This window comes from Vibrio sp. STUT-A16 (assembly GCF_026000495.1).
GTDB lineage: Bacteria > Pseudomonadota > Gammaproteobacteria > Enterobacterales > Vibrionaceae > Vibrio > Vibrio diabolicus.
On sequence record NZ_AP026766.1, the window covers coordinates 1,056,078 to 1,079,431 of the forward strand.

Here is a 23,354-nt window from a genome sequence, read left to right on the forward strand (position 1 = left end):
CCTTATTGCGCGTTTAGACCTTGTTGCCAAAACGCCACTTCCATACGCGTTGCAGTTTTGAAGACCTGAATCAGGTTTTGACCGCGCTGGCTGTGGATGTCGATTTCAGCCAGCAACTGGTTAAAGTGTTCGGCCCCACTTGTCACGCCTGATTGGAACTCTTCACCGCCGTACAAGTTAATCCAACTTGCGTAAGGATTGCCTTCGAATACCGTGTTTTCATCTTCAATCAGCATTTTACCAATGACGGCGTAGCCGATGGAGCAAGGGGCGAGCGCGGCATACAAGTCAACTAAGTCGCCCGTCATGCCTGCATCCAATACGTAGCGCGTGTAAGCCACCGTGCCAAAATCTTCCGGCTCGTTTTCGAGATCAGATTCCGTCAATCCCCACTGACCGCAGTAGGTAACATGGTGGGCAATCTCTGAATCTAAAAGCGCATGTACACTTGGTAGTGCGCGGCGCATGTCGCCTAACGTACGTGCTTTGTAGATTGCCAGCGCATAAGCTCGCGCGTACTGTTTTAGGAATAAGAAATCTTGTTTCAAGTAATGCAGAAAACAAGGTTGAGCCAGCGTGCCTTTGGCCAATTGCTGCACGAAGGCATGCTCAGTGTATTCTTGCCAATCTTGGCGGCAAGCGTCGATCAAATCTTGGTATTTCATAATGGGGCAGCCTCGTAATTAGTCAAAACTCGGTACGTAATCTTTTGCTTTTGGTAGCGTTTCGATGATTTTTTGTGAGTACATGAACTCGGCGTAATCGTCATAGCGTTTTAGGTCGACTGCCGATGGGCGAAGCGCGAAACGAGTTAACGTGTCGTTCCAAGCGCGTTGGTTGAGCTCGTTGTTTAGCGTGTCTGGTGAGTAAGCGACAAACTCTTTCCAGGACTTTTTCGGATGGTTGACGATGTAAGTAGTCGCTTGCTCCAGCGCTTTGTTGAACGCTTTGATAGCGGCTTTGTCGTAGGTTTTTGCATTCGCCACAAACACCAGTTCGTCATACGCTGGTACGCCGTGTTCTTCTGGGAAGAAGGCTTTGGCTTTGTAGCCTTCTAGGGCAAGTTGGTTGGTTTCGAAGTTACGTAGGCCGCCCCAAATCGCATCCACCTTGCCAGAAGCAAGAGAGGAAGACAGCGCCCAACCTACGTTGATGATTTGTACGTCAGAAAACTTCACGTTCTCTTGCGCAAGCATGGTGCCGATTGTCGCTTCTTCGTTACCGGCGATCGCAATACCAATTTTCTTGCCTTTCAAGTCGCCAAGGTTTTCATTCTTACCGTTGTCCAACACCATCAACGTGTTGAGGGGAGTTGCAATTAAGGTCGCAGAGCGAATTAATGGCAAGCCAGCCGCTACGTCGATGGTCAGGCTAGGTTGGTATGAAATCGCCATATCGACTTTGCCAGCTGCAACTAGTTTAGGTGGTGTGCTTGGGTCGGCGGGTTCTTGGATATCTACCTTCAAACCTTGCTGTTTAAAGTAGCCTCGTTCTTGTGCAATCACTATAGGGCCATGGTTCGGGTTAACGAACCAATCCAGCATTAAAGTAAGCTCTTTTTCGGCAGCAAGTACGTTAGTTGAAACAATTGATGCGAGCAGAGCAACAGCGCTCATGAGTTTGTTTTTATTCACGGGGTTCTTCCTTTTTCTTTCCCTATTTGTTTTCCCAGGGAATGGCTTTTTTCAGTAATTTGTCAGTGGTGAAATAGAGTGTGATAGACAGTGCGGCGAGAATAAACAGCGCCGCGAACATCTCATCGATGATCATGCGAGCGTTGGCTTGCAGCATCAGATAGCCTAGGCCCTCACTTGAACCAACCCATTCACCTACCACGGCACCAATCGGCGCAATAACGACGGCAACACGAATACCAGACGCTAACGTTGGTAGGGCGGCAGGGAGTTGAATATGGCGCAGTAATTGCCATTTCGATGCGCCCATGGTTTTGGCAAGATCGAGGTAACCAGTTGGTGTATTGCGTAAACCGTCGTAGCAGCATGTCGTGACGGGGAAAAAGATGATGATCGCCGCCATTACTACTTTCGATGCAATGCCGTAACCCAGCCAAAGCATGAGCACTGGCGCGATAGCAAATACTGGAATTGCTTGGCTAGCGATAAGAATCGGCAATAGCCAGCGTTTGAGCGGCTCGAACATCAGCATTTGCAAAGCGAATAGCAAACCCATCGATAAGCCGAGTGCGAGGCCAAGTAGGATCTCTTGCGCGGTAACCCAAGTGTGTTTGAGTAGCACGTCGTATCGAGTGACTAATCTATCCAATACTTCAATCGGCGAAGGCAAGATGAAGCTTGGCATGTCAAACACCACTACAATGAGTTGCCACAAACCTAAGATCACGGCTGCGCTGATTAGCAGACGCAATGCCGGATGAGTCACGCGTTCCTTTTTACTGATACGCGCCGAAACGGAGTTGTACTGAGTCATATCACTCATAGTCTTTCTCCAATTGATTCAAAATCGCTTGTTGTAGAGTTGCGCATTCTCCATCGAGAGATCTTGGTGGCTTGGCGTCCGGAACAACCAAGTGCTGCGCTTGAGCAGGCGTGCCTTGTAACACATAGAGTTGGTGTGCCAATCGCACCGCTTCTTGTGGGTCGTGGGTAATCAGAACAACCGTCTTATCTTTCAATAATTCGGCAGACAAGGTTTGCAACTTATGGCGAGTAACCGCGTCCAGCGCAGAGAAGGGCTCATCCATCAGAACCAGAGGCTTGTCTTGCATCAGAGTACGAGCAAGGGCAACACGCTGTCTCATACCGCCAGAGAGCTGAGCTGGCTTAGCATCCGCGTAATCGGCGAGTCCCACTTGGCTGAGTAAAGTCAGTGCACGTTGTCTATTTTGCTCTGGTGCTTGCTCTTGAGAAAATCGAGAACTGAGGCAGACGTTGTCTAACACATTCAACCACGGTAGCAATAAATCCTGTTGAGCCATGTAAGCGATACGGTCATGCAGTGCAGCGCCATCGGTTGTGATGAGTTCGCCATGCCAGTCAACTTGGTCATCCAGTAGGCCAGCTAAGTAACGCAATATTGTGGTTTTCCCGCAGCCACTTCGTCCGAGTAATACCGTCCATTTACCGACGGGAATGGTCATGTTCACTCCCGCTAAAGTCGGTGTTTGGCTATCTTTGTATTGCAGACTGGCATCGGAAAGCTGAATGCCAATCGCGTTAGCGAACATAGGTATGACCCGCAAAGAAGTGATTCACTGGTCCGTGACCTTTCCCCACTTCCAATTCATCCGCGTGTGCGATAGCTTGGCTGATGTACTGCTTACCAAGGTGCACCGCTTTGTGCAGGTTGTTGCCTTGACTAAGGTAAGACGCAATGGCGGAAGACAGTGTACAGCCCGTACCGTGGGTGTTTTTGGTCGGAAAACGCTTGGCGCTGATTAACTCCGCACTGTTTTGCATGATCAGCAGATCGTTGCTGTTTTCATTTTCTTCAAGATGACCGCCTTTGAGCAGAATAGCTTTGGCACCAAGTGCACGAAGGTCGGTAATCATATCGTTCATTTCAGATTCTGATTGAGGCACTGGCTTACCCGTCAATGCTGCACCTTCTGGCAGGTTAGGAGTGATGATGTCTGCCAGTGGAATTAGTTCTTCTTTTAATGTGCTGATTGCTGATTGCTCAAGTAGCAAATCACCGCTGGTGGCGACCATGACGGGATCAATCACAAGATGCTTGGGTTGGTACTGTCTTATTTTGCTTGCCACCACTTTGATGATGTTCGAATCCGCCAGCATGCCGACTTTTACCGCCACAATATTGAGATCGGTAAACACCGCATCGAGTTGGCTTTCAACGTGATCAAGTGGGATCGGGAAAATCGCAGAAACGCCTTGCGTGTTTTGTGAGGTGATGGCGGTAATCACTGAGCAGGCAAAGCTGCCAGTTGCGGACATCGCTTTGATATCGGCTTGGATGCCTGCGCCGCCGCCGCTGTCGGAGCCTGCGATGGTTAAGACAACAGGGGTGGTTATAGGTGATTGTGCCTGGTGTAAAGATGGCTGTGATTGCTGCGTCATGGTCGCTCCTACTACAAGACGTATAGGAACTGACTTTGACCGTTGTGGATAGATCGATTGTTCGATCGTTTCGCTCGCCAAAGAGGAGCGGCGAAAGGCAAAGTGCGCATAGTTCCCTACGTCAGTGCTAACTGAATCAGGTTCAACGGGTCTCGAATCTCGATCTCAGCCAACGCTTATCGCGTGGCCCCCCGACTATTTCGCTCGGATGATAGCAGGACCCTTGTAGAAGGGATACGTTTTTTGAGAGTAATTATTATTGAGTATTCAATTATGCGAGGTGAGTGATAGAGTAAGCATCTAAATGGTTCGTCGTGTGGAATTTACTAGTGCAACGCTCTGGTGAAAGAGCTGAACCTGGAATATTTAATAAATAATCGTGGTCTCGCTAAGCAAGGATTAGCACAAAACAAGGTTAAAAAACTGTTAAAATTTAACGCGTTGCCAATTTAACTTTGTTGAACTTTTCGACAGTTAATTAGGAAGGCTAAGACGATCATCGAGCAAGGAGACTTCATGCTTAATTCTGCAACAGCGAAGTCAGTGATCGATCATGCTCTCTTTTTAGGGGCTGATTTCGCTGAACTATTCGTTGAACATCATCAAACTAACACCGTCCAGATCGCATCTGGTGAGGTGGACAAGATCAATTCGGGGATTGATTTTGGTATCGGTATTCGCCTCTTCTTCGGTCACAAAGTGCTTTATGGATACACCAATAGCACGGACGAAGCCGAGCTAAAACGCGTAACCTCATTGCTTGCGGCAAAAGACAAGCGTGAGCAAATCGCGTCAGCAGGTTCTTTAAATTTGAACCGCTACCCAATCCAACACGGTTGCCGCATGCCGTTAAGTCAGGATGCCAACTTAGATTCAAAAATCGCGTTTCTATTGAAAGTTGACCAAGCTGCGCGTGCAGAAAGTGAGTACATCAGCCAGTTCATTGGTAGTGTGCTTCAGCGCGAGCAGCAAGTGTCTATCTTCAACTCAGAAGGTTTGCATGTAGACGATACGCGTCACTACATTCGTGTGGCGGGTAACACCGTTGCTCAAAAAGGTAATGAGCAGTCTTCTGGTATGGAAGGTCCTGGCGCTCTTGCTGGTTGGGAGTTCAGCGAACAACTTGATTCGAAAGAGCTGGGTCAAACTATCGCGCAGCAAGCGTTAGTGAAACTTGGCGCGGATGCTTGTCCATCAGGTGAAATGCCAGTGGTAATTGGTAACGGCTTTGGCGGCGTTATCTTCCATGAAGCGTGTGGCCACTTACTCGAAACCACTTCGGTTGCGAAGAAAGCGTCCGTATTCCACGACAAGATGGGCGAAATGGTTGCTCACACCGCAGTGAATGCAGTTGATGATGGCACCATGACCAACGAATGGGGCTCGATTCATGTTGATGACGAAGGCATGAAGACTCAGCGCACTCAATTGATCAAAGACGGTAAGCTAACCAGCTTTATGGTCGATAAAATGGGTGGCATGAAGACAGGTTATGAGCCTACGGGTTCTGGTCGTCGTCAGAACTACAAGTTCGCACCAACCTCGCGGATGCGTAACACCTTTATCGAAGAAGGCGAGCATTCACTTGACGACATGCTGGCAGGTATCGAACGTGGTATCTATGCGAAGAAGATGGGCGGCGGCTCGGTTCAACCGGGAACGGGCGAGTTTAACTTTGCTGTTCGTGAAGCTTACCTCATTGAAAATGGCAAAATCACCAAACCTCTGAAAACAGCAACGCTTATCAGCACGGGCCCAAAAGTGTTGAAAGAAATCAGCATGGTCGGCAAAGACATGGCGCTTGCGCCGGGCATGTGTGGTTCAGTAAGTGGTTCAGTACCAACAACAGTCGGTCAGCCAACACTGAAAGTAGATAATATTCTGGTAGGAGGCGGTAACTAATGAGCCAAGAAAAACAACTTCTTAATGCGGTTGATTACGTCCTATCAGAAGCAAAGCGTCAAGGCGCAGAAGCGGACGTCATTGTAAACCGCAACAGCAGCTTTTCTCTGAAAGCAAACCAAGGCAAGCTGGATGAGTACAAAGTTAGCTCAAGCCAAGTGCTGGGTGTTCGAGTTATTAAAGATGCTCGTGTCGCGACAAGTTATTCTGAATCACTAGAGCAACCAAGTTTAGATTTGATGCTCACAAACGCGCTGCAAAGTGCTCGCTTTTCCAAGCAAGATGAACATCAGAGCATTAGTTGCGTGAACAGCCAAATCACGACTGACGTGGCTGAGATTGCTCAAGAAGACACAACTTCGGTTGAGGAAAAAATTGAACTGTCTCTCGCACTTGAGCAAGGCGTAGTAGCTCTGCCTCACGCCTCTAGCGCACCATACAATGGGTACAGTGACGGTGAAACTCAGCTCATCATCGCGAATACTCAAGGTACGTTATGTCAACATTTCGAGCGATCGTTCACTTGTTACGCGTATACCCTGTTTGAAAAAGACGGCAAACAGTCGATGGCGGGAAGAATGTCGCTAGGTCGCCGTTTTGATGAGTTGGATCCAGCTTATTGTATAGAAGGCGGTTACAACCTTGCTCGTGATCTTCTTGAAGGTGTACCGGTTGCGACGGGTAACTACCCCGCTATTTTCCACATCAATGCGCTGGCAAGTTTATTCGGTGCTTTCGGCAGTGCTTTCTCTGGTGTAAGCGCGATGAAAGGCATTACGCCACTGGGTGATAAGCTTGGTCAACGTGTTGCGAGTGACTTGATTACCTTTACTGATACGGCTTACATGCCAAATGGTATGGCAATCGCGAGTTTTGATAGTGAAGGCTTCGCTACTCAAGATAATGTGATGATTGCTAATGGTGAGCTGAAAACCTTGCTACACAACAGCCAGACCGCAAGTTACTTGGGCGCAGTCTCGACAGCAAGTGCCGCTCGCGGTGCAAAATCGAGCTTAGACGTATCAGCGAATCACAAAGTGATTGCGACAGGCAACAGCAGTGCGTCAGAAGTCAAAGCAGGTGAATACCTAGAATTAGTGGAGCTGCAAGGGGTTCACTCTGGTGCAGATGCTGTCAGTGGTGATTTCTCATTTGGTGCGAGTGGTTTCTTGTGCCGTGATGGTCAACGTGTTCAACCTGTGCGCGGAATTACAGTTGCAGGTAACTTCTACAAGATGCTGCAAGAAGTAGAAGCTGTGGGTGATACCCAGCTTATTAATGATAGCTGCACTTTCTTCGCGCCAGATGTGCGTTTTGCTCGCTTGAGTATTGGCGGCAAATAAGCGCGGTATAGAAAATCAGAAACAAAAAAGAGGACTCAATCGAGTCCTCTTTCATCATCTAGCAACGTGTACGCGAATAACTAGAATTCGCGGATATCCAGTTCGTTGTGGATCAGTACTACACACTGAGAAGCAAACAGCATCTTAGGCCCAAGGCTGATTTTCTCAGTACCTAGGCGCTTCAAGCTGTTGAACGACTTCTTTGGCATCGGAATGTGATCGGTTAGTAAGAAACATGGATTTTCACCAATTTCTGCGTCACGAACAAATTCGCCTTTCTTGTCCAACATATAAAGTTGGTGGTCTTCCGCCAGTTCTTGCACCAAGCGTTCAAAGCTCACTGTACGAACCGTAATACCGGGTTCAACTTCACGAAGCTGCTCTTTACCCATACCAACAGATGCGTCTAACGCACGGGCAACGGCATCGATCAACGTTGACTCGTGAAAACCACCAATATTGGTAATGTCGTTTGAACGAATGGTAATCGTGCGCGAGTAATCCTTCGTGCTCTCTAATACCAAGTGGACAACCACATCTTCACGGTGAGATTGTGCCACGAACATGGTGTTCATCATGGTATGAGCAAGGATCTCGGTATGCGCCTCGTTACCAACACCTTCTAATAGTGCTTTGCTGGTCGTTGGCGCCGCGCGAGCTCGTAAAACAAAAGAGCGCATGAATTTAGCCTCTATATAGGAAGAGTGAATGCGCGGAAGTATATACCCAAGCAGGGAAGGGATGCGAGTTTAATAGTAAATGTGAACTTACTTACAAAGCTTCGATTGTCGTGCGGAGTGTGCTGGTTAGAATAGGAGGCAACCCTGTTAGGAGCGGTATATGGAAATCAAAAAGATAAATAAAGACATTTATAAAAAGAAAGTAAACCTTGTGATTGGCGCTTTTGTTGCGTTGCTCGCTATCTCATCTCTTGCCTTTAGTACCTTGCTTATTGTTTTGTTTGGCAACACTGAAGTCGTACCTGAACAATCAACGGGAAACTTTCATTGGAATTTGATTGGTGTCCTTCTCGCAGTCGCAACTTCCCTCTCTTTATTGAATCAAATTAAAACTCGGCCATACATGGAAGAGGTGTTGTACGTTTGGAAGCTCAAGCAACTGCACAACAAAATATTTCGTAAACTAAAAAGCATTAAAGCAGCCGCGAGCAATGACGATGTAAAAGCGCTCACTACGCTTAAGTTCTATTACACAACGCAACAACAAGTGTTTGAGTTAGACAACAACACATTGACGATGAGTAGTGTAAATAAAGAATTAGAGGCAATTGAGCAAATCGAAGCGGAGCAATCACTGGATCTTGATATCACCAGCTTTAAAGAGAGCTGGGTAGACACATACTGATTGCCTATTTGCTACTTGAAGTTAACAACTGAGTGCTAAAAATAAGCGTTTGAGTGAGATTTAATCACTCGACGTTTTTTTTTAGTTTTTTTTCTAAAAAGGGGTTGCCAAGAAAAATCATCTCCCTATAATGCGCCTCCGTTGTCAGGGCAAAGCGGAAACGCAAAAGCGGTTGGCAACAAGGCGAAAGAAAAGCTTCTAAAAATTAATTTAAAAAAGTGTTTGACACTGAAAGTTAATTCCTTAGAATACGCCTCCGCTTCGATAGCAAAGCTTACGAAGCAAGCTCTTTAACAATATAGACCTATCAATCTGTGTGGGCACTCGTTGATGATAATCCAATTAGAAGCTTCGGCTTCAAGTTAGGTTTCAATGAAACGAAGTGACCATTCGAATTGGAAAGCAGCCTTGAGCTGTTTTATTTCACTTTTTAAAAGTGAAAACCAATAAGAGCACAGTCAATTCAAACATTACTTTATGTAATGTTCAGTATTCATTGAGCCGAACAAAATCTTAAATTGAAGAGTTTGATCATGGCTCAGATTGAACGCTGGCGGCAGGCCTAACACATGCAAGTCGAGCGGAAACGAGTTATCTGAACCTTCGGGGAACGATAACGGCGTCGAGCGGCGGACGGGTGAGTAATGCCTAGGAAATTGCCCTGATGTGGGGGATAACCATTGGAAACGATGGCTAATACCGCATGATGCCTACGGGCCAAAGAGGGGGACCTTCGGGCCTCTCGCGTCAGGATATGCCTAGGTGGGATTAGCTAGTTGGTGAGGTAAGGGCTCACCAAGGCGACGATCCCTAGCTGGTCTGAGAGGATGATCAGCCACACTGGAACTGAGACACGGTCCAGACTCCTACGGGAGGCAGCAGTGGGGAATATTGCACAATGGGCGCAAGCCTGATGCAGCCATGCCGCGTGTATGAAGAAGGCCTTCGGGTTGTAAAGTACTTTCAGCAGTGAGGAAGGCGGAGTCGTTAATAGCGGCCTCGTTTGACGTTAGCTGCAGAAGAAGCACCGGCTAACTCCGTGCCAGCAGCCGCGGTAATACGGAGGGTGCGAGCGTTAATCGGAATTACTGGGCGTAAAGCGCATGCAGGTGGTTTGTTAAGTCAGATGTGAAAGCCCGGGGCTCAACCTCGGAATTGCATTTGAAACTGGCAGACTAGAGTACTGTAGAGGGGGTAGAATTTCAGGTGTAGCGGTGAAATGCGTAGAGATCTGAAGGAATACCGGTGGCGAAGGCGGCCCCTGGACAGATACTGACACTCAGATGCGAAAGCGTGGGGAGCAAACAGGATTAGATACCCTGGTAGTCCACGCCGTAAACGATGTCTACTTGGAGGTTGTGGCCTTGAGCCGTGGCTTTCGGAGCTAACGCGTTAAGTAGACCGCCTGGGGAGTACGGTCGCAAGATTAAAACTCAAATGAATTGACGGGGGCCCGCACAAGCGGTGGAGCATGTGGTTTAATTCGATGCAACGCGAAGAACCTTACCTACTCTTGACATCCAGAGAACTTTCCAGAGATGGATTGGTGCCTTCGGGAACTCTGAGACAGGTGCTGCATGGCTGTCGTCAGCTCGTGTTGTGAAATGTTGGGTTAAGTCCCGCAACGAGCGCAACCCTTATCCTTGTTTGCCAGCGAGTAATGTCGGGAACTCCAGGGAGACTGCCGGTGATAAACCGGAGGAAGGTGGGGACGACGTCAAGTCATCATGGCCCTTACGAGTAGGGCTACACACGTGCTACAATGGCGCATACAGAGGGCGGCCAACTTGCGAAAGTGAGCGAATCCCAAAAAGTGCGTCGTAGTCCGGATTGAGTCTGCAACTCGACTCCATGAAGTCGGAATCGCTAGTAATCGTGGATCAGAATGCCACGGTGAATACGTTCCCGGGCCTTGTACACACCGCCCGTCACACCATGGGAGTGGGCTGCAAAAGAAGTAGGTAGTTTAACCTTCGGGGGACGCTTACCACTTTGTGGTTCATGACTGGGGTGAAGTCGTAACAAGGTAGCGCTAGGGGAACCTGGCGCTGGATCACCTCCTTAAACGATGATTATTGCGATGAGTGTTCACACAGATTGATACGGTTTATGAAGTTTAAGAGATAGAACATCCCCCAAGATGTTCAACTTAGTGTCCCGTTCGTCTAGAGGCCTAGGACACCGCCCTTTCACGGCGGTAACAGGGGTTCGACTCCCCTACGGGATACCATTGGGTCGTTAGCTCAGTTGGTAGAGCAGTTGACTTTTAATCAATTGGTCGCAGGTTCGAATCCTGCACGACCCACCATTTCCTTCCACGGAAATCAAAATAATGTGGGCGATTAGCTCAGTTGGGAGAGCACCTGCCTTACAAGCAGGGGGTCACTGGTTCGAGCCCGGTATCGCCCACCATTCTCTAAGTATTTTTGGAATAAAACGTCCAAACCAGAACAAGCAATTGATACTGGTTGGCATTTTTGACTCTGAAAGTCTTTAGAAAATGTAACTTCCTTGTGAAGAAACATAGCTCTTTAACAATTTGGAAAGCTGACAAAACAACAATTTATTGTTGTTTGTAAAGTTCTCAAAGTATTCATTTATGAATACAACTAAAAACACATTCAAATGTTCTTGGAATTTGAGTCCGGCAAAATCGAATGTCTCTCGCTCATTCAAATAATGAGAGACAACTTTGGTGATTTGAACATCAACTCGAAACTCCTTCGGGTTGTATGGTTAAGTGACTAAGCGTACACGGTGGATGCCTTGGCAGTCAGAGGCGATGAAGGACGTATTAACTTGCGATAAGCCCAGATTAGGCAGTAAAAGCCACTTGAGTCTGGGATTTCCGAATGGGGAAACCCACTTACATAAGTAAGTATCGTTATGTGAATACATAGCATAACGAGGCGAACCGGGGGAACTGAAACATCTAAGTACCCCGAGGAAAAGAAATCAACCGAGATTCCGAAAGTAGCGGCGAGCGAAATTGGACTAGCCCTTAAGCTTTATAGGCGTTAGGTGAACAAGCTGGAAAGCTTGGCGATACAGGGTGATAGCCCCGTAACTGACGACGCATATTCAGTGAAATCGAGTAGGGCGGGACACGTGATATCCTGTCTGAATATGGGGGACCATCCTCCAAGGCTAAATACTACTGACTGACCGATAGTGAACCAGTACCGTGAGGGAAAGGCGAAAAGAACCCCTGTGTGGAGTGAAATAGAACCTGAAACCGTGTACGTACAAGCAGTAGGAGCGGGCTTTGTCCTGTGACTGCGTACCTTTTGTATAATGGGTCAGCGACTTATATTCAGTGGCAAGGTTAACCATCTAGGGGAGCCGTAGGGAAACCGAGTCTTAACTGGGCGTTCAGTCTCTGGATATAGACCCGAAACCAGGTGATCTAGCCATGGGCAGGTTGAAGGTTGAGTAACATCAACTGGAGGACCGAACCGACTAATGTTGAAAAATTAGCGGATGACTTGTGGCTAGGGGTGAAAGGCCAATCAAACCTGGAGATAGCTGGTTCTCCCCGAAAGCTATTTAGGTAGCGCCTCGGACGAATACTACTGGGGGTAGAGCACTGTTAAGGCTAGGGGTCATCCCGACTTACCAACCCTTTGCAAACTCCGAATACCAGTAAGTACTATCCGGGAGACACACGGCGGGTGCTAACGTCCGTCGTGGAGAGGGAAACAACCCAGACCGCCAGCTAAGGTCCCAAATTACTACTAAGTGGGAAACGATGTGGGAAGGCTCAGACAGCCAGGATGTTGGCTTAGAAGCAGCCATCATTTAAAGAAAGCGTAATAGCTCACTGGTCGAGTCGGCCTGCGCGGAAGATGTAACGGGGCTAAGTAGTAAACCGAAGCTGCGGCAATACTCTTTGAGTATTGGGTAGGGGAGCGTTCTGTAAGCGGTTGAAGGTGTGTGGTAACGCATGCTGGACGTATCAGAAGTGCGAATGCTGACATGAGTAACGATAAAGGGGTGAAAAACCTCCTCGCCGGAAGACCAAGGGTTCCTGTCCAACGTTAATCGGGGCAGGGTAAGTCGACCCCTAAGGCGAGGCCGAAAGGCGTAGTCGATGGGAAACGGGTTAATATTCCCGTACTTCTTACAATTGCGATGGGGGGACGGAGAAGGCTAGGTGGGCCTGGCGACGGTTGTCCAGGTTCAAGTGCGTAGGCTGAAGAGTTAGGTAAATCCGGCTCTTCTTAAGGCTGAGACACGACGTCGAGCACCTACGGGTGTGAAGTCATTGATGCCATGCTTCCAGGAAAAGCCTCTAAGCTTCAGATTGTAAGGAATCGTACCCCAAACCGACACAGGTGGTCGGGTAGAGAATACCAAGGCGCTTGAGAGAACTCGGGTGAAGGAACTAGGCAAAATGGTACCGTAACTTCGGGAGAAGGTACGCTCTCGACGGTGAAGTCCCTCGCGGATGGAGCTATTGAGAGTCGCAGATACCAGGTGGCTGCAACTGTTTATTAAAAACACAGCACTGTGCAAAATCGCAAGATGACGTATACGGTGTGACGCCTGCCCGGTGCCGGAAGGTTAATTGATGGGGTTAGACTTCGGTCGAAGCTCTTGATCGAAGCCCCGGTAAACGGCGGCCGTAACTATAACGGTCCTAAGGTAGCGAAATTCCTTGTCGGGTAAGTTCCGACCTGCACGAATGGCGTAATGATGGCCACGCTGTCTCCACCCGAGACTCAGTGAAATTGAAATCGCTGTGAAGATGCAGTGTACCCGCGGCTAGACGGAAAGACCCCGTGAACCTTTACTACAGCTTGGCACTGAACATTGACCCTACATGTGTAGGATAGGTGGGAGGCTTTGAAGCGCAGTCGCTAGATTGCGTGGAGCCGTCCTTGAAATACCACCCTTGTAGTGTTGATGTTCTAACGTCGACCCCTCATCGGGGTTGCGGACAGTGCCTGGTGGGTAGTTTGACTGGGGCGGTCTCCTCCCAAAGCGTAACGGAGGAGCACGAAGGTGGGCTAATCACGGTTGGACATCGTGAGGTTAGTGCAATGGCATAAGCCCGCTTGACTGCGAGAATGACAATTCGAGCAGGTGCGAAAGCAGGTCATAGTGATCCGGTGGTTCTGAATGGAAGGGCCATCGCTCAACGGATAAAAGGTACTCCGGGGATAACAGGCTGATACCGCCCAAGAGTTCATATCGACGGCGGTGTTTGGCACCTCGATGTCGGCTCATCACATCCTGGGGCTGAAGTCGGTCCCAAGGGTATGGCTGTTCGCCATTTAAAGTGGTACGCGAGCTGGGTTTAGAACGTCGTGAGACAGTTCGGTCCCTATCTGCCGTGGGCGTTGGAGAATTGAAAGGGGCTGCTCCTAGTACGAGAGGACCGGAGTGGACGAACCTCTGGTGTTCGGGTTGTGTCGCCAGACGCATTGCCCGGTAGCTAAGTTCGGGATCGATAACCGCTGAAAGCATCTAAGCGGGAAGCGAGCCTTGAGATGAGTTCTCCCTGATACTTTAAGTATCCTAAAGGGTTGTCGTAGACTACGACGTTGATAGGCAGGGTGTGTAAGCGTTGTGAGGCGTTGAGCTAACCTGTACTAATTGCCCGTGAGGCTTAACCATACAACACCCAAGGGGTTTTGATGGACTCAATGAAAGAACGTTGAATGTGTAAGAACGAGAATTAAGAAACAGCTTTCCGAATTAAAGAATTTGCTTGGCGACCATAGCGTTTTGGACCCACCTGATTTCCATGCCGAACTCAGAAGTGAAACGAAATAGCGCCGATGGTAGTGTGGGGCTTCCCCATGAGAGTAGGACATCGCCAGGCTTTAAATATCGCTTTCAAGTTTTATCTTAATTGAGATAACTTAAGGCAAAACTAAAAATTAGCATCGATAGTATAAGACTAAGTTTTAGTGACAATTTGTGGAGAGATGGCTGAGTGGTTGAAAGCACCGGTCTTGAAAACCGGCATACGTTAATAGCGTATCTAGGGTTCAAATCCCTATCTCTCCGCCACCTTTAAAAAACCGCTGTTCTTACAGCGGTTTTTTTGTATCTGCTGTTTTTTAACAGCTGTTATCGAAAACTTCTAATTGGCTTTTCTCCGGCCCTTTCTCTAAGTTCTTTAGCGTACTCACTTTGGGTTTAGTTTACGCAGTAATATCTGCAATCGAAGACATTTTCATAGGTCATTTAGGCTTTAAGTAGAGCTTTGTTAAGTCTCAACGTGGGATGCTTAAAAGCATTTTGATAGAGTTTCAGTCTAAATACTGCTGATGTACTTGGAGAAAAAATGAAGCTACTTTACTGGTTAGATGAATGGCAAGCGCTTACTCAAAAAGAGCAAAATGCTGCTTTACCAATTTCTGGCTACGATTTACTTGATGATGTTTTTGTGAAGTATGAATTCGTCGATATTAACAAGCCATTGTTGTTCACGTTTTCTCCTTCCGGTACTGATGCTCAGGTACAAGACTTAACTCCGGATTTTTCTCCTTGGGGCTACGACCTCGGAATACAACAACAAGTAAATATTATTGCCTTTCAACATTTAGGTAAAAGCAATTGGTTCCGTAGCCGGAATTTGATTTTCTTTCTGGAGCAGTTATCTGAGTTGCTTAAGCCCTTCAAATGTCGTTTGGGTTATGGGCAGAGCCGAGGTGGTTTTGCTATTGGCGCATTCGCTGACTTACTGAAGTTGGATCATCTTTTGTTGTTTTATCCTGTTAGCACAAAAAATAAAGCGTTAGTGCCATGGGATGATCGGCCCAGCACTGAGCTTGCTCAACAGTTCGATTGGGAAAGCGGCTACCATGATCGAGATTTGGGCAATGCCAAAGGTTACATTATTTATGACCCCACCAATCGTATTGATCGTCTTCATGCTGAACGTTATCCAGAGCTTACTCATTTAAAAGTCGTTGGTATGGGGCACGGCACTCAATCCACACAATTAGATAAATTAGAATTTTTTAATCTGGTGGCGAAGGAGTTTGTTCGTCATCAAACCATAGATATTGACCAATTTAATAAGCAAATTCACGCTTTGTTTTAAAAGAGGACTGATATCAGAGTCCCCTGTAACCAGGGGGAGATGATCACACACTAAAAACTAGATTTTTAACACAATTGCTAGGCGCAATTTAGATGGAGGATTAATGAAGTTACTGTACTGGTTGGATGAATGGCTGGCTCTTTCTCGTGAAGAACAGCAAACCAGGCTACCGATGTCCGGGGAGGACTTACTTGATGATGTGTTTGTTAAGTATGAGTTTGTCGACCGCAATAAACCGCTGTTGTTCACCTTTTCCCCTGCTGGTACGAATCTACAAGTACAGGACTTACACTCAGACTTTGCGCCTTGGGGCTATCGATTAGCCCAGAAACAAAAAGTAAATATTATCTCTTTTCAGCACCTTGGGAAAAGTAACTGGTTTCGCAGCCGTAATTTGATTTTCTTTCTAGAGCAGTTATCGACATTACTTGAGCCTTTTGAATGCCGTTTAGGTTATGGCCTTAGCCGCGGTGGTTTTGCTATTGGCGCTTTTTCCAATCTATTAAAGTTGGATCAAGTATTGATGTTTCACCCGGTCAGTACAAAAAACAAAGTGCTAGTGCCATGGGATGACAGGCCAAGTACTGAACTTGCCCAACAATTTGATTGGGAAGGAAAGTACCACGACCTCGACCTTGGAGATGCAAAAGGTTACATCATTTATGATCCAACCAATGAAATCGACCGCCTTCACGCCAAACGCTACCCAGAGCTCACTCACTTGAGAGTCTTCGGTATGGGACATGGTACACACGCGACGTATTTGAATAAATTTGGTTTTTATAAGCAAGTGGCTGTAGACTTTATACGTTATCAGAAGATAGATATAGCGCAGTTTCGTCATCAGACGAAAACGCTGCGATTAAAAGAAGATTACTATCAGTGTCTTAACAAGGCGAATGCGAGTTCACAACATCGTTTGAGCCTACTGAGTACCGCTCATAATGTGCTAATTGAAGAAAAGAAAGAACATGTGAAGGAGCATCAAGCGCAAATCGATATTCAGCCACTTGTTGATATTGCGATGAAGCATGAGCATGACAATCCGCAAGATGCAGTACAACTTTTGGAAGTGGCTCAGCAGTTAGTTCCGAATGATCCCGTTGTGGAGCACAAGTTGCAGCAACTGTCGTAGCGTTGAGATGTAATGCAGACTGGCATTTTGAATTTGGTCAGTGGCTTTTGTCGCTGGCCTTTTTAAGAGCTTATGGGTTGATATTTCGATGAAATTTAATGAAGCAGTACAAAATAAAAAGCCCAAGCAAATTCTTAGGCTTAACGAGTATTAATATGAGTTTAAAACTCTTTTGGCGCAAAGCCTGTCATGACATCGAGGCGAAGCTCTTTACCAACTTTTGTTAGTGGGTGAACGATTACTAAGCCGCGTACGCGTTTTTTCAGTTTGCCGATGTCCGCTTGTTCTGCTTTGGTGATTTCACGAGAGAATGGCATATCAAGTAAGCTTTTACGTTCTTTGTTCAGCTCATAGTTTTGCTTATGCTTTAACTGGTTAAGCTTTTTGGTTAGCTGTTCTACTTCATCCGTGAACTTTGTAATCATTTCGTGATCACCACGAGAACGTGCCGCATCAAGTTTACGTTGGCATGTATCTAAACGGTTGTGCAGCTTTTGAATATCAGTTTTTATGCTCATGGTAATTTGGCTCAAATTTTAAATAGTCGAGAAGTATAGCATAGCTGAGATCACACGCTCTACTATACTTCTCGATTGTCTGGCTTTAGTTAATCAGTTCATTGCCCGATACGTTACCAGAGAAGAAGGCTTCGACGTTATCAAGCGTTACAGAGGCAATATTATTAAGTGCTTCGTGAGTCAAGAATGCTTGGTGGCCAGTAAACAGCACGTTATGACAAGCCGATAAGCGACGGAAAACATCGTCTACGATGACATCGTTAGATTTATCTTGGAAGAACAAGTCTTTTTCATTGTCATACACGTCTAGACCAAGCGCGCCAATCTTACCTTGTTTCAATGCTTCTATCGCTGCTAGTGAATCCAGCAACTCGCCTCGACTAGTGTTAATGATCATCACACCATCTTTCATTTGTGCGAAGGCTTTTTCGTTCAATAGGTGATAGTTTTCTTCACTCATTGGACAATGGAGAGAGATAATATCCGCACTAGCGTAGATTTCTTCAAGCGAACAGTAACGCGCTCCCATTTCTAGTGCTAATGGATTTTCGTAAGGATCATAGCAAAGCAGCTCCATGCCAAGCCCTTTGAAGATACGCATCGTCGCGATACCAATCTTACCTGTACCAATGACACCAACGGTTTTTCCGTAAAAGTTAAAGCCAACTAGGCCCTCTAGCGAGAAGTTGGCGTCACGTGTACGTTGGTAGGCTTTGTGGAGGCGACGATTTAGGCACATCATCAAACCGACTGTGTGCTCTGCCACCGCCTCTGGTGAGTAAGCTGGAACTCGAACTACTTTTAAGCCAAGTTCTTTAGCAGCTTGTTGATCCACTTTATCAAAACCCGCGCAGCGCATGGCAATAAGCTTCGTTCCGCCTAGAGAAAGCTGTTTAAGAACGGGAGCTGAAAGGTCATCATTGACGAAAGCACACACGACATCGCAACCATGTGCCATTTTGGCGGTTTTTTCGGTTAGCCGGAAGTCGTGATAGTGGAATTCAAAATCTCGGTTATTTTTAATTTTATTAAAAGAGGCCTCGTCGTAGGATTTTGCACTAAAAAAAGCAATATTAATCATGGTTCCCTCTCAAAAAGTGCGGACTTTATAAATAAATATACTTATAAAGTAATGCAACTTCGCCGGAATGAATAGAGAAATCTTCTCTTTAACTTTTGCCATATCAAACAACGATAACGATCACGCCTTTCAATGAGTATTATCTTACGATTCTGCACTTGCGGATTCATCCCATTAGCTCCTGAGGTAATACAGGTTCTACCCCAGATACTGTTTGCTTTACGGGCGCTAACTGACTAGCATAATCGCTCTTTTCTTGTTCACTTTAGTTAGGTTAGGCGTTCCGGCAATGTCAGTGAAATGGTGCTCTATGTTCTTGTGTTGCGTGTTGGCTTCTGGCGTCCATGCAGCTGTAGATCTTGTTAAAGTCGACAAGTCAAAGCGTCGAATGTATTTAATGGAACAAGGCACAATACTAAAAGAATACCGCATTGCTTTAGGAGCGAACCCTAAAGGGCATAAACAAGAAGAGGGAGACAATCGTACACCTGAGGGCGAATACACCTTAGATTACGTTATAGAAGACTCTGCTTTTTATCGTTCTGTGCATATTAGCTACCCTGATGCGATTGATACGTTGGAAGCGAAGCGCCGAGGTGTGTCCCCTGGCGGGAACATCAAAATTCATGGTTTAAAAAACGGTGAGAGTCAGTTGCCGATTTATATCCAAAGCTTTGATTGGACCAATGGGTGTATTGCGATTACCAATGAAGAGATGGATGAATTTATCCAGCTTGTCGAGATGGGGACACCAATTCAGATTGAGTGGTAACGAAATGGTGCCTCTGAAGCTCAAGGTGGTATGTGCTATGGCATAAAGCGTTGTGGATGATCACTGAATATACCGTCTAACTGAGGTAGGTACTTCAGTTTGTTTGGATTGTTCACTGTATAACACATCACTTTGTAACCCGCCTGCTGGAGTTTGTTTATTTGGCGCGAGCGAACCCAGTTAATGTTTAGGTTGCAGCTATAGGCGTTAACTTCTTCCAAAAGGCGTTTATCTTTTCTCGTTAAGAATTCACTCAATACACCTAATCGATACTCATTGCAGTATTTATGCAGCGCTCTAATGACATCATGACTAAAACTGGAGAGTAGTACCTTCTCTTGCGGCATGGGACTTTTTGCTAGTACGTTTGCGAGAATTTGTGCCACTTCTTCTGCTGGGTGGCGATCTACCTTAACTTCAATATTCAAGTTAAGCTTATGCTCAGTAGCTAAAGTGAGCAGCTCATCTAATGTCATGATTTTCTCACCTGAAAAATCTGCGCTGAACCAGCTACCAAAATCCAACGCCTTTAACTCTTCCAGAGTCATTTCATCGACACGCCCTTGTCCATTACTGCATCGATTTATGGTGTGATCATGGCAAACCACTAAAACATTATCTTTGGTCGGTTGTACATCAACTTCAACCCAATTTAATTCGAGGTCAATGGCGGCCTGAACGCTCACTTTTGTATTTTCTGGGTAGGAGCCAGCAACACCACGATGACCAATTACTAATGTTTCCATGTTCTTCATCTTCTGCTTTGTGATGAGCCGATTGTACTCGCTTTTTGCTTTGAAGATATACCTCAAGGTGCATGTTGTCAGATCGTCTTAATAAAAGCCACATCGCCCATTCGTCAAGGTAGATCGTTGGAAGCACTCCTGTCGAATCATGAACCAAAGTTGGACTTTTATTCTCCTGCCGCTCATTTTTAAAGAGCAAGGTAGTTGCGAGTGCATCATGGTTATCGGGAGAGAGAAATATGAAGATCGGTGTTATTGGTGCAGGAGCTGTTGGTGTGGGAGTATGTAATTACTTACTCACTCTGGGTGGTTTTAGTGAGCTTGTTCTACTTGATAAAAATTTAGAACGTGCCGAGGGTGAAGTGTTTGATTTTCGTCACACGATGGCACTGACTTTTTCAAAAAACACACGCATTATGCCGTCGGATGATTACTTAGATTTACTCGAAGCCTCTCTTGTTGTTATCACCGCTGGTACGCAGATTAAACAAGGACAAACTCGTTTAGATATTGCTGAGGTTAATGCTCAAATTGGAGTTGATATTGCGCGTCAAATAGAACGCGTATCGCCAAATGCGGTGTTGATTGTTGTGTCAAACCCATGCGATATCGTGGCGCACTTTATTGTCACCAACACCGGTTTTGAGCCGAGTAAAGTTATTAGCAGTGGCTGTGTAGTTGATACCGCTCGTTTAATGAGTATTGTTGCTGGCCGTGTAGACCTAGACCCGAAGAACGTGTTTGGTTATGTATTAGGAGAGCATGGTAGCCATTGCTTTACTCCTAAGAGCTTAATTTCTATCGCTGGGCAACCGGCCGACTATTACTGCGATACCCATAACATTGAGAGAATTGATCCGCACGCACTTCTTGAGGCGGTGAAACAGGCGGGATACGAAATCTTTCGGCGTAAGCAGAACACAGTTCATGGCATTGCCGCCAGTGTCTTTCGAATCATTCAAGCTGTGACGATTAACGAACGATCGGTGTTGCCCGTCGGTACGATGATGTCGGGGCAATATGGTTTGCATGATGTTGTTCTCAGCCTACCTACGGTTATTGGAAAAAACGGAGCAAATTCAGTTCTGATGCATCCCTTCACTGAAGAGGAGCTTGCCACATTAAAAACGATCAGCACCCATTTAAAACACATCGTGGAAAATGTCGCTAAGCAGACGAATCTAACGCCCTGATCTACCCTCATTATCAGGTGCTAGTTAGCTTAGCACTCCGGTCTACTGCCATAGAGCTATTTGTACTAAAGCCCTAGGATGTGTAGTTGTTTAATTTGTAAATGAGTAATAGAATGCGAACCATTTTTATTTGAATGGTGAGTGGTAATGTCTCGAGTTTTGATAGTGGATGATGACGTTCCTTTGTGTGAGCTATTAGAAGCAGTTTTGCAAGAGGAGGGCTATATTGTCTCTTCTGTACATTGCGGTGAAAGTGCTTTGCAATATATGGAAAAAACGCCGGTAGATCTTGTACTGCTTGATGTCATGTTACCAAACCTTAACGGCATGCAAGTTGCTCGTAGAATCTGTCAACGCTTCGCGACACCTATTCTAATGCTTACTGCTCTTAATGATGAAAACTCGATGCTTGATGGCTACCAAGCGGGAGCCGACCAGTACATAGGAAAGCCTTTTAATGTTGCTGAGCTTCTGATGCGCATCAAAGCGATTCTTCGTCGTGTTGGTTTAGAGCGCCAACGTCAGGCGATGTGCAGTACCGTTCAAACGATCAGTGATCAGCTCAATAGCTTACCACTCACAAGCACGGAAGCCGAGTTACTGAGCTATCTAGTCAAAAACCAAGGTGTGGTGATTTCAAAAGCGGAACTCCAAACCGAAGTATTAAAGAAAGAGCTAAGCCCTTTTGACCGCAACCTTGATATGCACATCAGTAATATACGTCGCAAGCTAGTAGAAGCAGGGCTCTCTAAGCAACATATCAAAACCTTCCGTGGCAAAGGTTACAGCTACCTAGAGGCTGTAAACAATTAATGAAGCTCACGTGCCCACTTTTTATCGCGAAACGTAAAGATAGCTTAGCGTTTAAGTTGTTTAGTTATATGACTGCAATTGTGATAAGTATTTTGGTCGTACAAGCAATGGCTGAGCAAGCTCTCGTGAAAGCCATGCTAAAAGTGCCGGACAGTGTGCGAGAAGAAATGCTCGATCTTGCACATCAAGCCAATGTGCTGATTGAGCACGGAGATATGGACGAACTTGCGGATTGGGCGAACGCGCAAAACTTTTATCTGTTTGTGCTGAATGAGCACCAGCAACCCGTCACTCACCGTTTAATGCATCCACACTTCGAGTTCAAACTTCAATTTAAAAGAAGTATTGATGATCAACTTGAGGGAAAGGTAAATCGCCCGATTATCAATATCCCTTTGGTTAAAGATAATAGCCTGGTGATTCAACTGCCACATCGACTGCATCCCGCACATGACTTCATTTTATATTTCTCTATTCTCAAAGTGGTGATTGCGGTAGTTATTTTGGCGTTGTTCTCATTGCTAATGGCACGCAACTTACAACAGCCGCTTGATCGCTTAAGAGAAGCAAGCAAAAAGCTATCTAACGGCGACTTTAATGTCAGTGTGGTGAAAGAGTTAAAATCGAATACGCGCGAGTTTAACGAGCTGGCGCAAGACTTCGACCACATGACACAGCAAATTCATTCTCTTGCCGAAAAGCAGCGATTGCTTATAAGAGATGTCTCCCACGAGCTCCGAACGCCGTTAGCAAGACAGAATTTAGTTCTACACCTTTTGCGGAAGCGAGTTGGGGAGAACGAGCAAAGCTTGGTGACCAGGCTAGAAGATGAAGCTAAAGAGCTAAACCATTTGATAAGCGATATCTTGGAGTTCAGTCGCTTGGAAAATGCGCGTTTCGACAAAGGTGCGAAACGCCGTGATTTAGAGGTGTTGCTCGCACCGCAAGTAGAGCGATGCAAAATCGATTTAAAACCAGAACAAACATTGTCATTCCTTTCAGAAGCAATATGCGCCAAAGCTTTTTGCGAAGAAACGCTCATCATTCGTTGTTTGAATAACCTTGTTGGAAATGCCATCAAATATTCAGGGCAAGCATCTCAGATAGAAGTTTCTCTGGCTAATCATGTCAAAGATGGGCAGCAATTGATTTCCATGTCTGTATCCGACAATGGGCCTGGTATTCCAGAGAACAAGTTGGTCGATATTTTTGACCCGTTTACTCGCTTAGATGCATCAAGAGATAAGAAGCTTGGCGGCTACGGCTTAGGTCTCGCGATTGTCAAAGAATCCATGCGCATTATGGGTGGATCCGTTACGGCGAAAAATCGTGAACAAGGAGGTCTGAGTGTTACTTTGGTGTTCAAGCAGTAAG

18 protein-coding genes, 4 tRNA genes, 3 rRNA genes and 1 riboswitch are annotated in these 23,354 nt (G+C 46.2%); of the genes, 16 read left to right on the forward strand and 9 right to left on the reverse strand.

Annotation, left to right across the window (positions count from 1 at the left end):
* Positions 1-2: 2 nt before the first annotated feature.
* From tenA to thiD, 5 genes are read right to left on the reverse strand one after another with little or no spacing between them, the layout of a single operon-like run.
* Complete coding sequence (tenA, locus tag OO778_RS21230; protein WP_264911553.1) at positions 3-665, reverse strand: thiaminase II; 663 nt, start codon at positions 663-665, stop codon at positions 3-5.
* 18 nt (positions 666-683) lie between these two features.
* Positions 684-1,634, reverse strand: coding sequence for an ABC transporter substrate-binding protein (locus OO778_RS21235; protein WP_104216491.1), 951 nt, complete (start codon positions 1,632-1,634; stop codon positions 684-686).
* A gap of 22 nt (positions 1,635-1,656) precedes the next feature.
* Positions 1,657-2,457, reverse strand: coding sequence for an ABC transporter permease (locus OO778_RS21240; protein ID WP_074190220.1), 801 nt, complete (start codon positions 2,455-2,457; stop codon positions 1,657-1,659).
* Positions 2,450-3,205, reverse strand: coding sequence for an ABC transporter ATP-binding protein (locus OO778_RS21245; protein ID WP_074190219.1), 756 nt, complete (start codon positions 3,203-3,205; stop codon positions 2,450-2,452). Before OO778_RS21245 ends, OO778_RS21240 begins: the two co-directional genes overlap by 8 nt.
* A complete protein-coding gene (gene thiD, locus OO778_RS21250) occupies positions 3,195-4,055 on the reverse strand; it encodes a bifunctional hydroxymethylpyrimidine kinase/phosphomethylpyrimidine kinase (protein ID WP_074190218.1) in 861 nt (286 codons plus the stop codon). Before thiD ends, OO778_RS21245 begins: the two co-directional genes overlap by 11 nt.
* A 96-nt stretch (positions 4,056-4,151) precedes the next feature.
* Positions 4,152-4,259: riboswitch (TPP riboswitch) on the reverse strand.
* A 312-nt stretch (positions 4,260-4,571) separates the two neighbouring features.
* On the opposite strand from thiD, the gene OO778_RS21255 reads away from it, so the two are divergent.
* Positions 4,572-5,957 carry a TldD/PmbA family protein gene (locus OO778_RS21255; protein ID WP_046875568.1) on the forward strand — a complete coding sequence of 462 codons (1,386 nt, stop codon included), beginning with the start codon at positions 4,572-4,574 and terminating at the stop codon, positions 5,955-5,957.
* The gene (locus OO778_RS21260; protein ID WP_074190217.1) at positions 5,957-7,300 is read left to right on the forward strand and encodes a TldD/PmbA family protein; all 1,344 of its coding nucleotides are present in this window, start codon (positions 5,957-5,959) and stop codon (positions 7,298-7,300) included. The genes OO778_RS21255 and OO778_RS21260 overlap by 1 nt, the downstream gene beginning before the upstream one ends.
* 80 nt (positions 7,301-7,380) lie before the next feature.
* On the opposite strand, the gene trmY is transcribed toward OO778_RS21260, so the two are convergent.
* Positions 7,381-7,980, reverse strand: a complete 600-nt coding sequence (gene trmY, locus OO778_RS21265; protein WP_005391842.1) for a tRNA (pseudouridine(54)-N(1))-methyltransferase TrmY — start codon at positions 7,978-7,980, stop codon at positions 7,381-7,383.
* Positions 7,981-8,140: 160 nt separating this feature from the next.
* Here trmY and OO778_RS21270 point away from each other — a divergent pair, with 160 nt between their 5' ends.
* The 10 genes from OO778_RS21270 to OO778_RS21315 all read left to right on the forward strand — a co-directional run bounded on the left by OO778_RS21270 (position 8,141) and on the right by OO778_RS21315 (position 16,857).
* Positions 8,141-8,665, forward strand: a complete 525-nt coding sequence (locus OO778_RS21270; protein ID WP_074190216.1) for a DUF3087 domain-containing protein — start codon at positions 8,141-8,143, stop codon at positions 8,663-8,665.
* A 515-nt stretch (positions 8,666-9,180) separates the two neighbouring features.
* A 16S ribosomal RNA gene (locus tag OO778_RS21275) occupies positions 9,181-10,729 on the forward strand.
* A 90-nt stretch (positions 10,730-10,819) separates the two neighbouring features.
* Positions 10,820-10,895, forward strand: a tRNA-Glu gene (locus tag OO778_RS21280).
* Between the two features lie 2 nt (positions 10,896-10,897).
* Positions 10,898-10,973 (forward strand) — tRNA-Lys (locus tag OO778_RS21285).
* A gap of 28 nt (positions 10,974-11,001) precedes the next feature.
* A tRNA-Val gene (locus OO778_RS21290) sits at positions 11,002-11,077 on the forward strand.
* Between the two features lie 322 nt (positions 11,078-11,399).
* Positions 11,400-14,284 (forward strand): 23S ribosomal RNA (locus OO778_RS21295).
* Positions 14,285-14,377: 93 nt separating this feature from the next.
* Positions 14,378-14,492, forward strand: a 5S ribosomal RNA gene (rrf, locus tag OO778_RS21300).
* Together the 16S, 23S and 5S rRNA genes with 4 tRNA genes alongside form the textbook arrangement of a ribosomal RNA operon.
* A 100-nt stretch (positions 14,493-14,592) precedes the next feature.
* A tRNA-Ser gene (locus tag OO778_RS21305) sits at positions 14,593-14,683 on the forward strand.
* A gap of 277 nt (positions 14,684-14,960) precedes the next feature.
* Positions 14,961-15,722: a cytosolic protein gene (locus OO778_RS21310; RefSeq protein WP_074189712.1), complete on the forward strand. Its 762-nt coding sequence runs from the start codon at positions 14,961-14,963 to the stop codon at positions 15,720-15,722.
* Positions 15,723-15,825: 103 nt separating this feature from the next.
* A complete protein-coding gene (locus tag OO778_RS21315; protein ID WP_074189713.1) occupies positions 15,826-16,857 on the forward strand; it encodes a cytosolic protein in 1,032 nt (343 codons plus the stop codon).
* A 161-nt stretch (positions 16,858-17,018) separates the two neighbouring features.
* On the opposite strand, the gene OO778_RS21320 is transcribed toward OO778_RS21315, so the two are convergent.
* Positions 17,019-17,375: a YibL family ribosome-associated protein gene (locus OO778_RS21320; RefSeq protein ID WP_005374274.1), complete on the reverse strand. Its 357-nt coding sequence runs from the start codon at positions 17,373-17,375 to the stop codon at positions 17,019-17,021.
* An 85-nt stretch (positions 17,376-17,460) separates the two neighbouring features.
* Complete coding sequence (locus OO778_RS21325) at positions 17,461-18,456, reverse strand: 2-hydroxyacid dehydrogenase (protein ID WP_269468970.1); 996 nt, start codon at positions 18,454-18,456, stop codon at positions 17,461-17,463.
* 289 nt (positions 18,457-18,745) lie between these two features.
* Between OO778_RS21325 and OO778_RS21330 the strand changes: the two genes are divergently transcribed.
* A complete protein-coding gene (locus tag OO778_RS21330; RefSeq protein WP_258622851.1) occupies positions 18,746-19,228 on the forward strand; it encodes a L,D-transpeptidase family protein in 483 nt (160 codons plus the stop codon).
* Between the two features lie 35 nt (positions 19,229-19,263).
* On the opposite strand, the gene OO778_RS21335 is transcribed toward OO778_RS21330, so the two are convergent.
* Entirely contained in the window at positions 19,264-19,974 is a 711-nt protein-coding gene (locus tag OO778_RS21335) for a glycerophosphodiester phosphodiesterase family protein (protein ID WP_257888412.1), read from the reverse strand.
* Between the two features lie 239 nt (positions 19,975-20,213).
* Here OO778_RS21335 and OO778_RS21340 point away from each other — a divergent pair, with 239 nt between their 5' ends.
* The 3 genes from OO778_RS21340 to OO778_RS21350 all read left to right on the forward strand — a co-directional run bounded on the left by OO778_RS21340 (position 20,214) and on the right by OO778_RS21350 (position 23,353).
* On the forward strand, positions 20,214-21,167 hold the full coding sequence (locus tag OO778_RS21340) for an L-lactate dehydrogenase (RefSeq protein ID WP_257888413.1): 954 nt from the start codon (positions 20,214-20,216) through the stop codon (positions 21,165-21,167).
* 147 nt (positions 21,168-21,314) lie between these two features.
* Positions 21,315-21,980 (forward strand): response regulator transcription factor, encoded by a 666-nt coding sequence (locus OO778_RS21345; RefSeq protein WP_046873911.1) that lies wholly within the window; start codon positions 21,315-21,317, stop codon positions 21,978-21,980.
* The gene (locus tag OO778_RS21350) at positions 21,980-23,353 is read left to right on the forward strand and encodes a sensor histidine kinase (protein WP_257888414.1); all 1,374 of its coding nucleotides are present in this window, start codon (positions 21,980-21,982) and stop codon (positions 23,351-23,353) included. The genes OO778_RS21345 and OO778_RS21350 overlap by 1 nt, the downstream gene beginning before the upstream one ends.
* Position 23,354 lies beyond the last annotated feature (1 nt).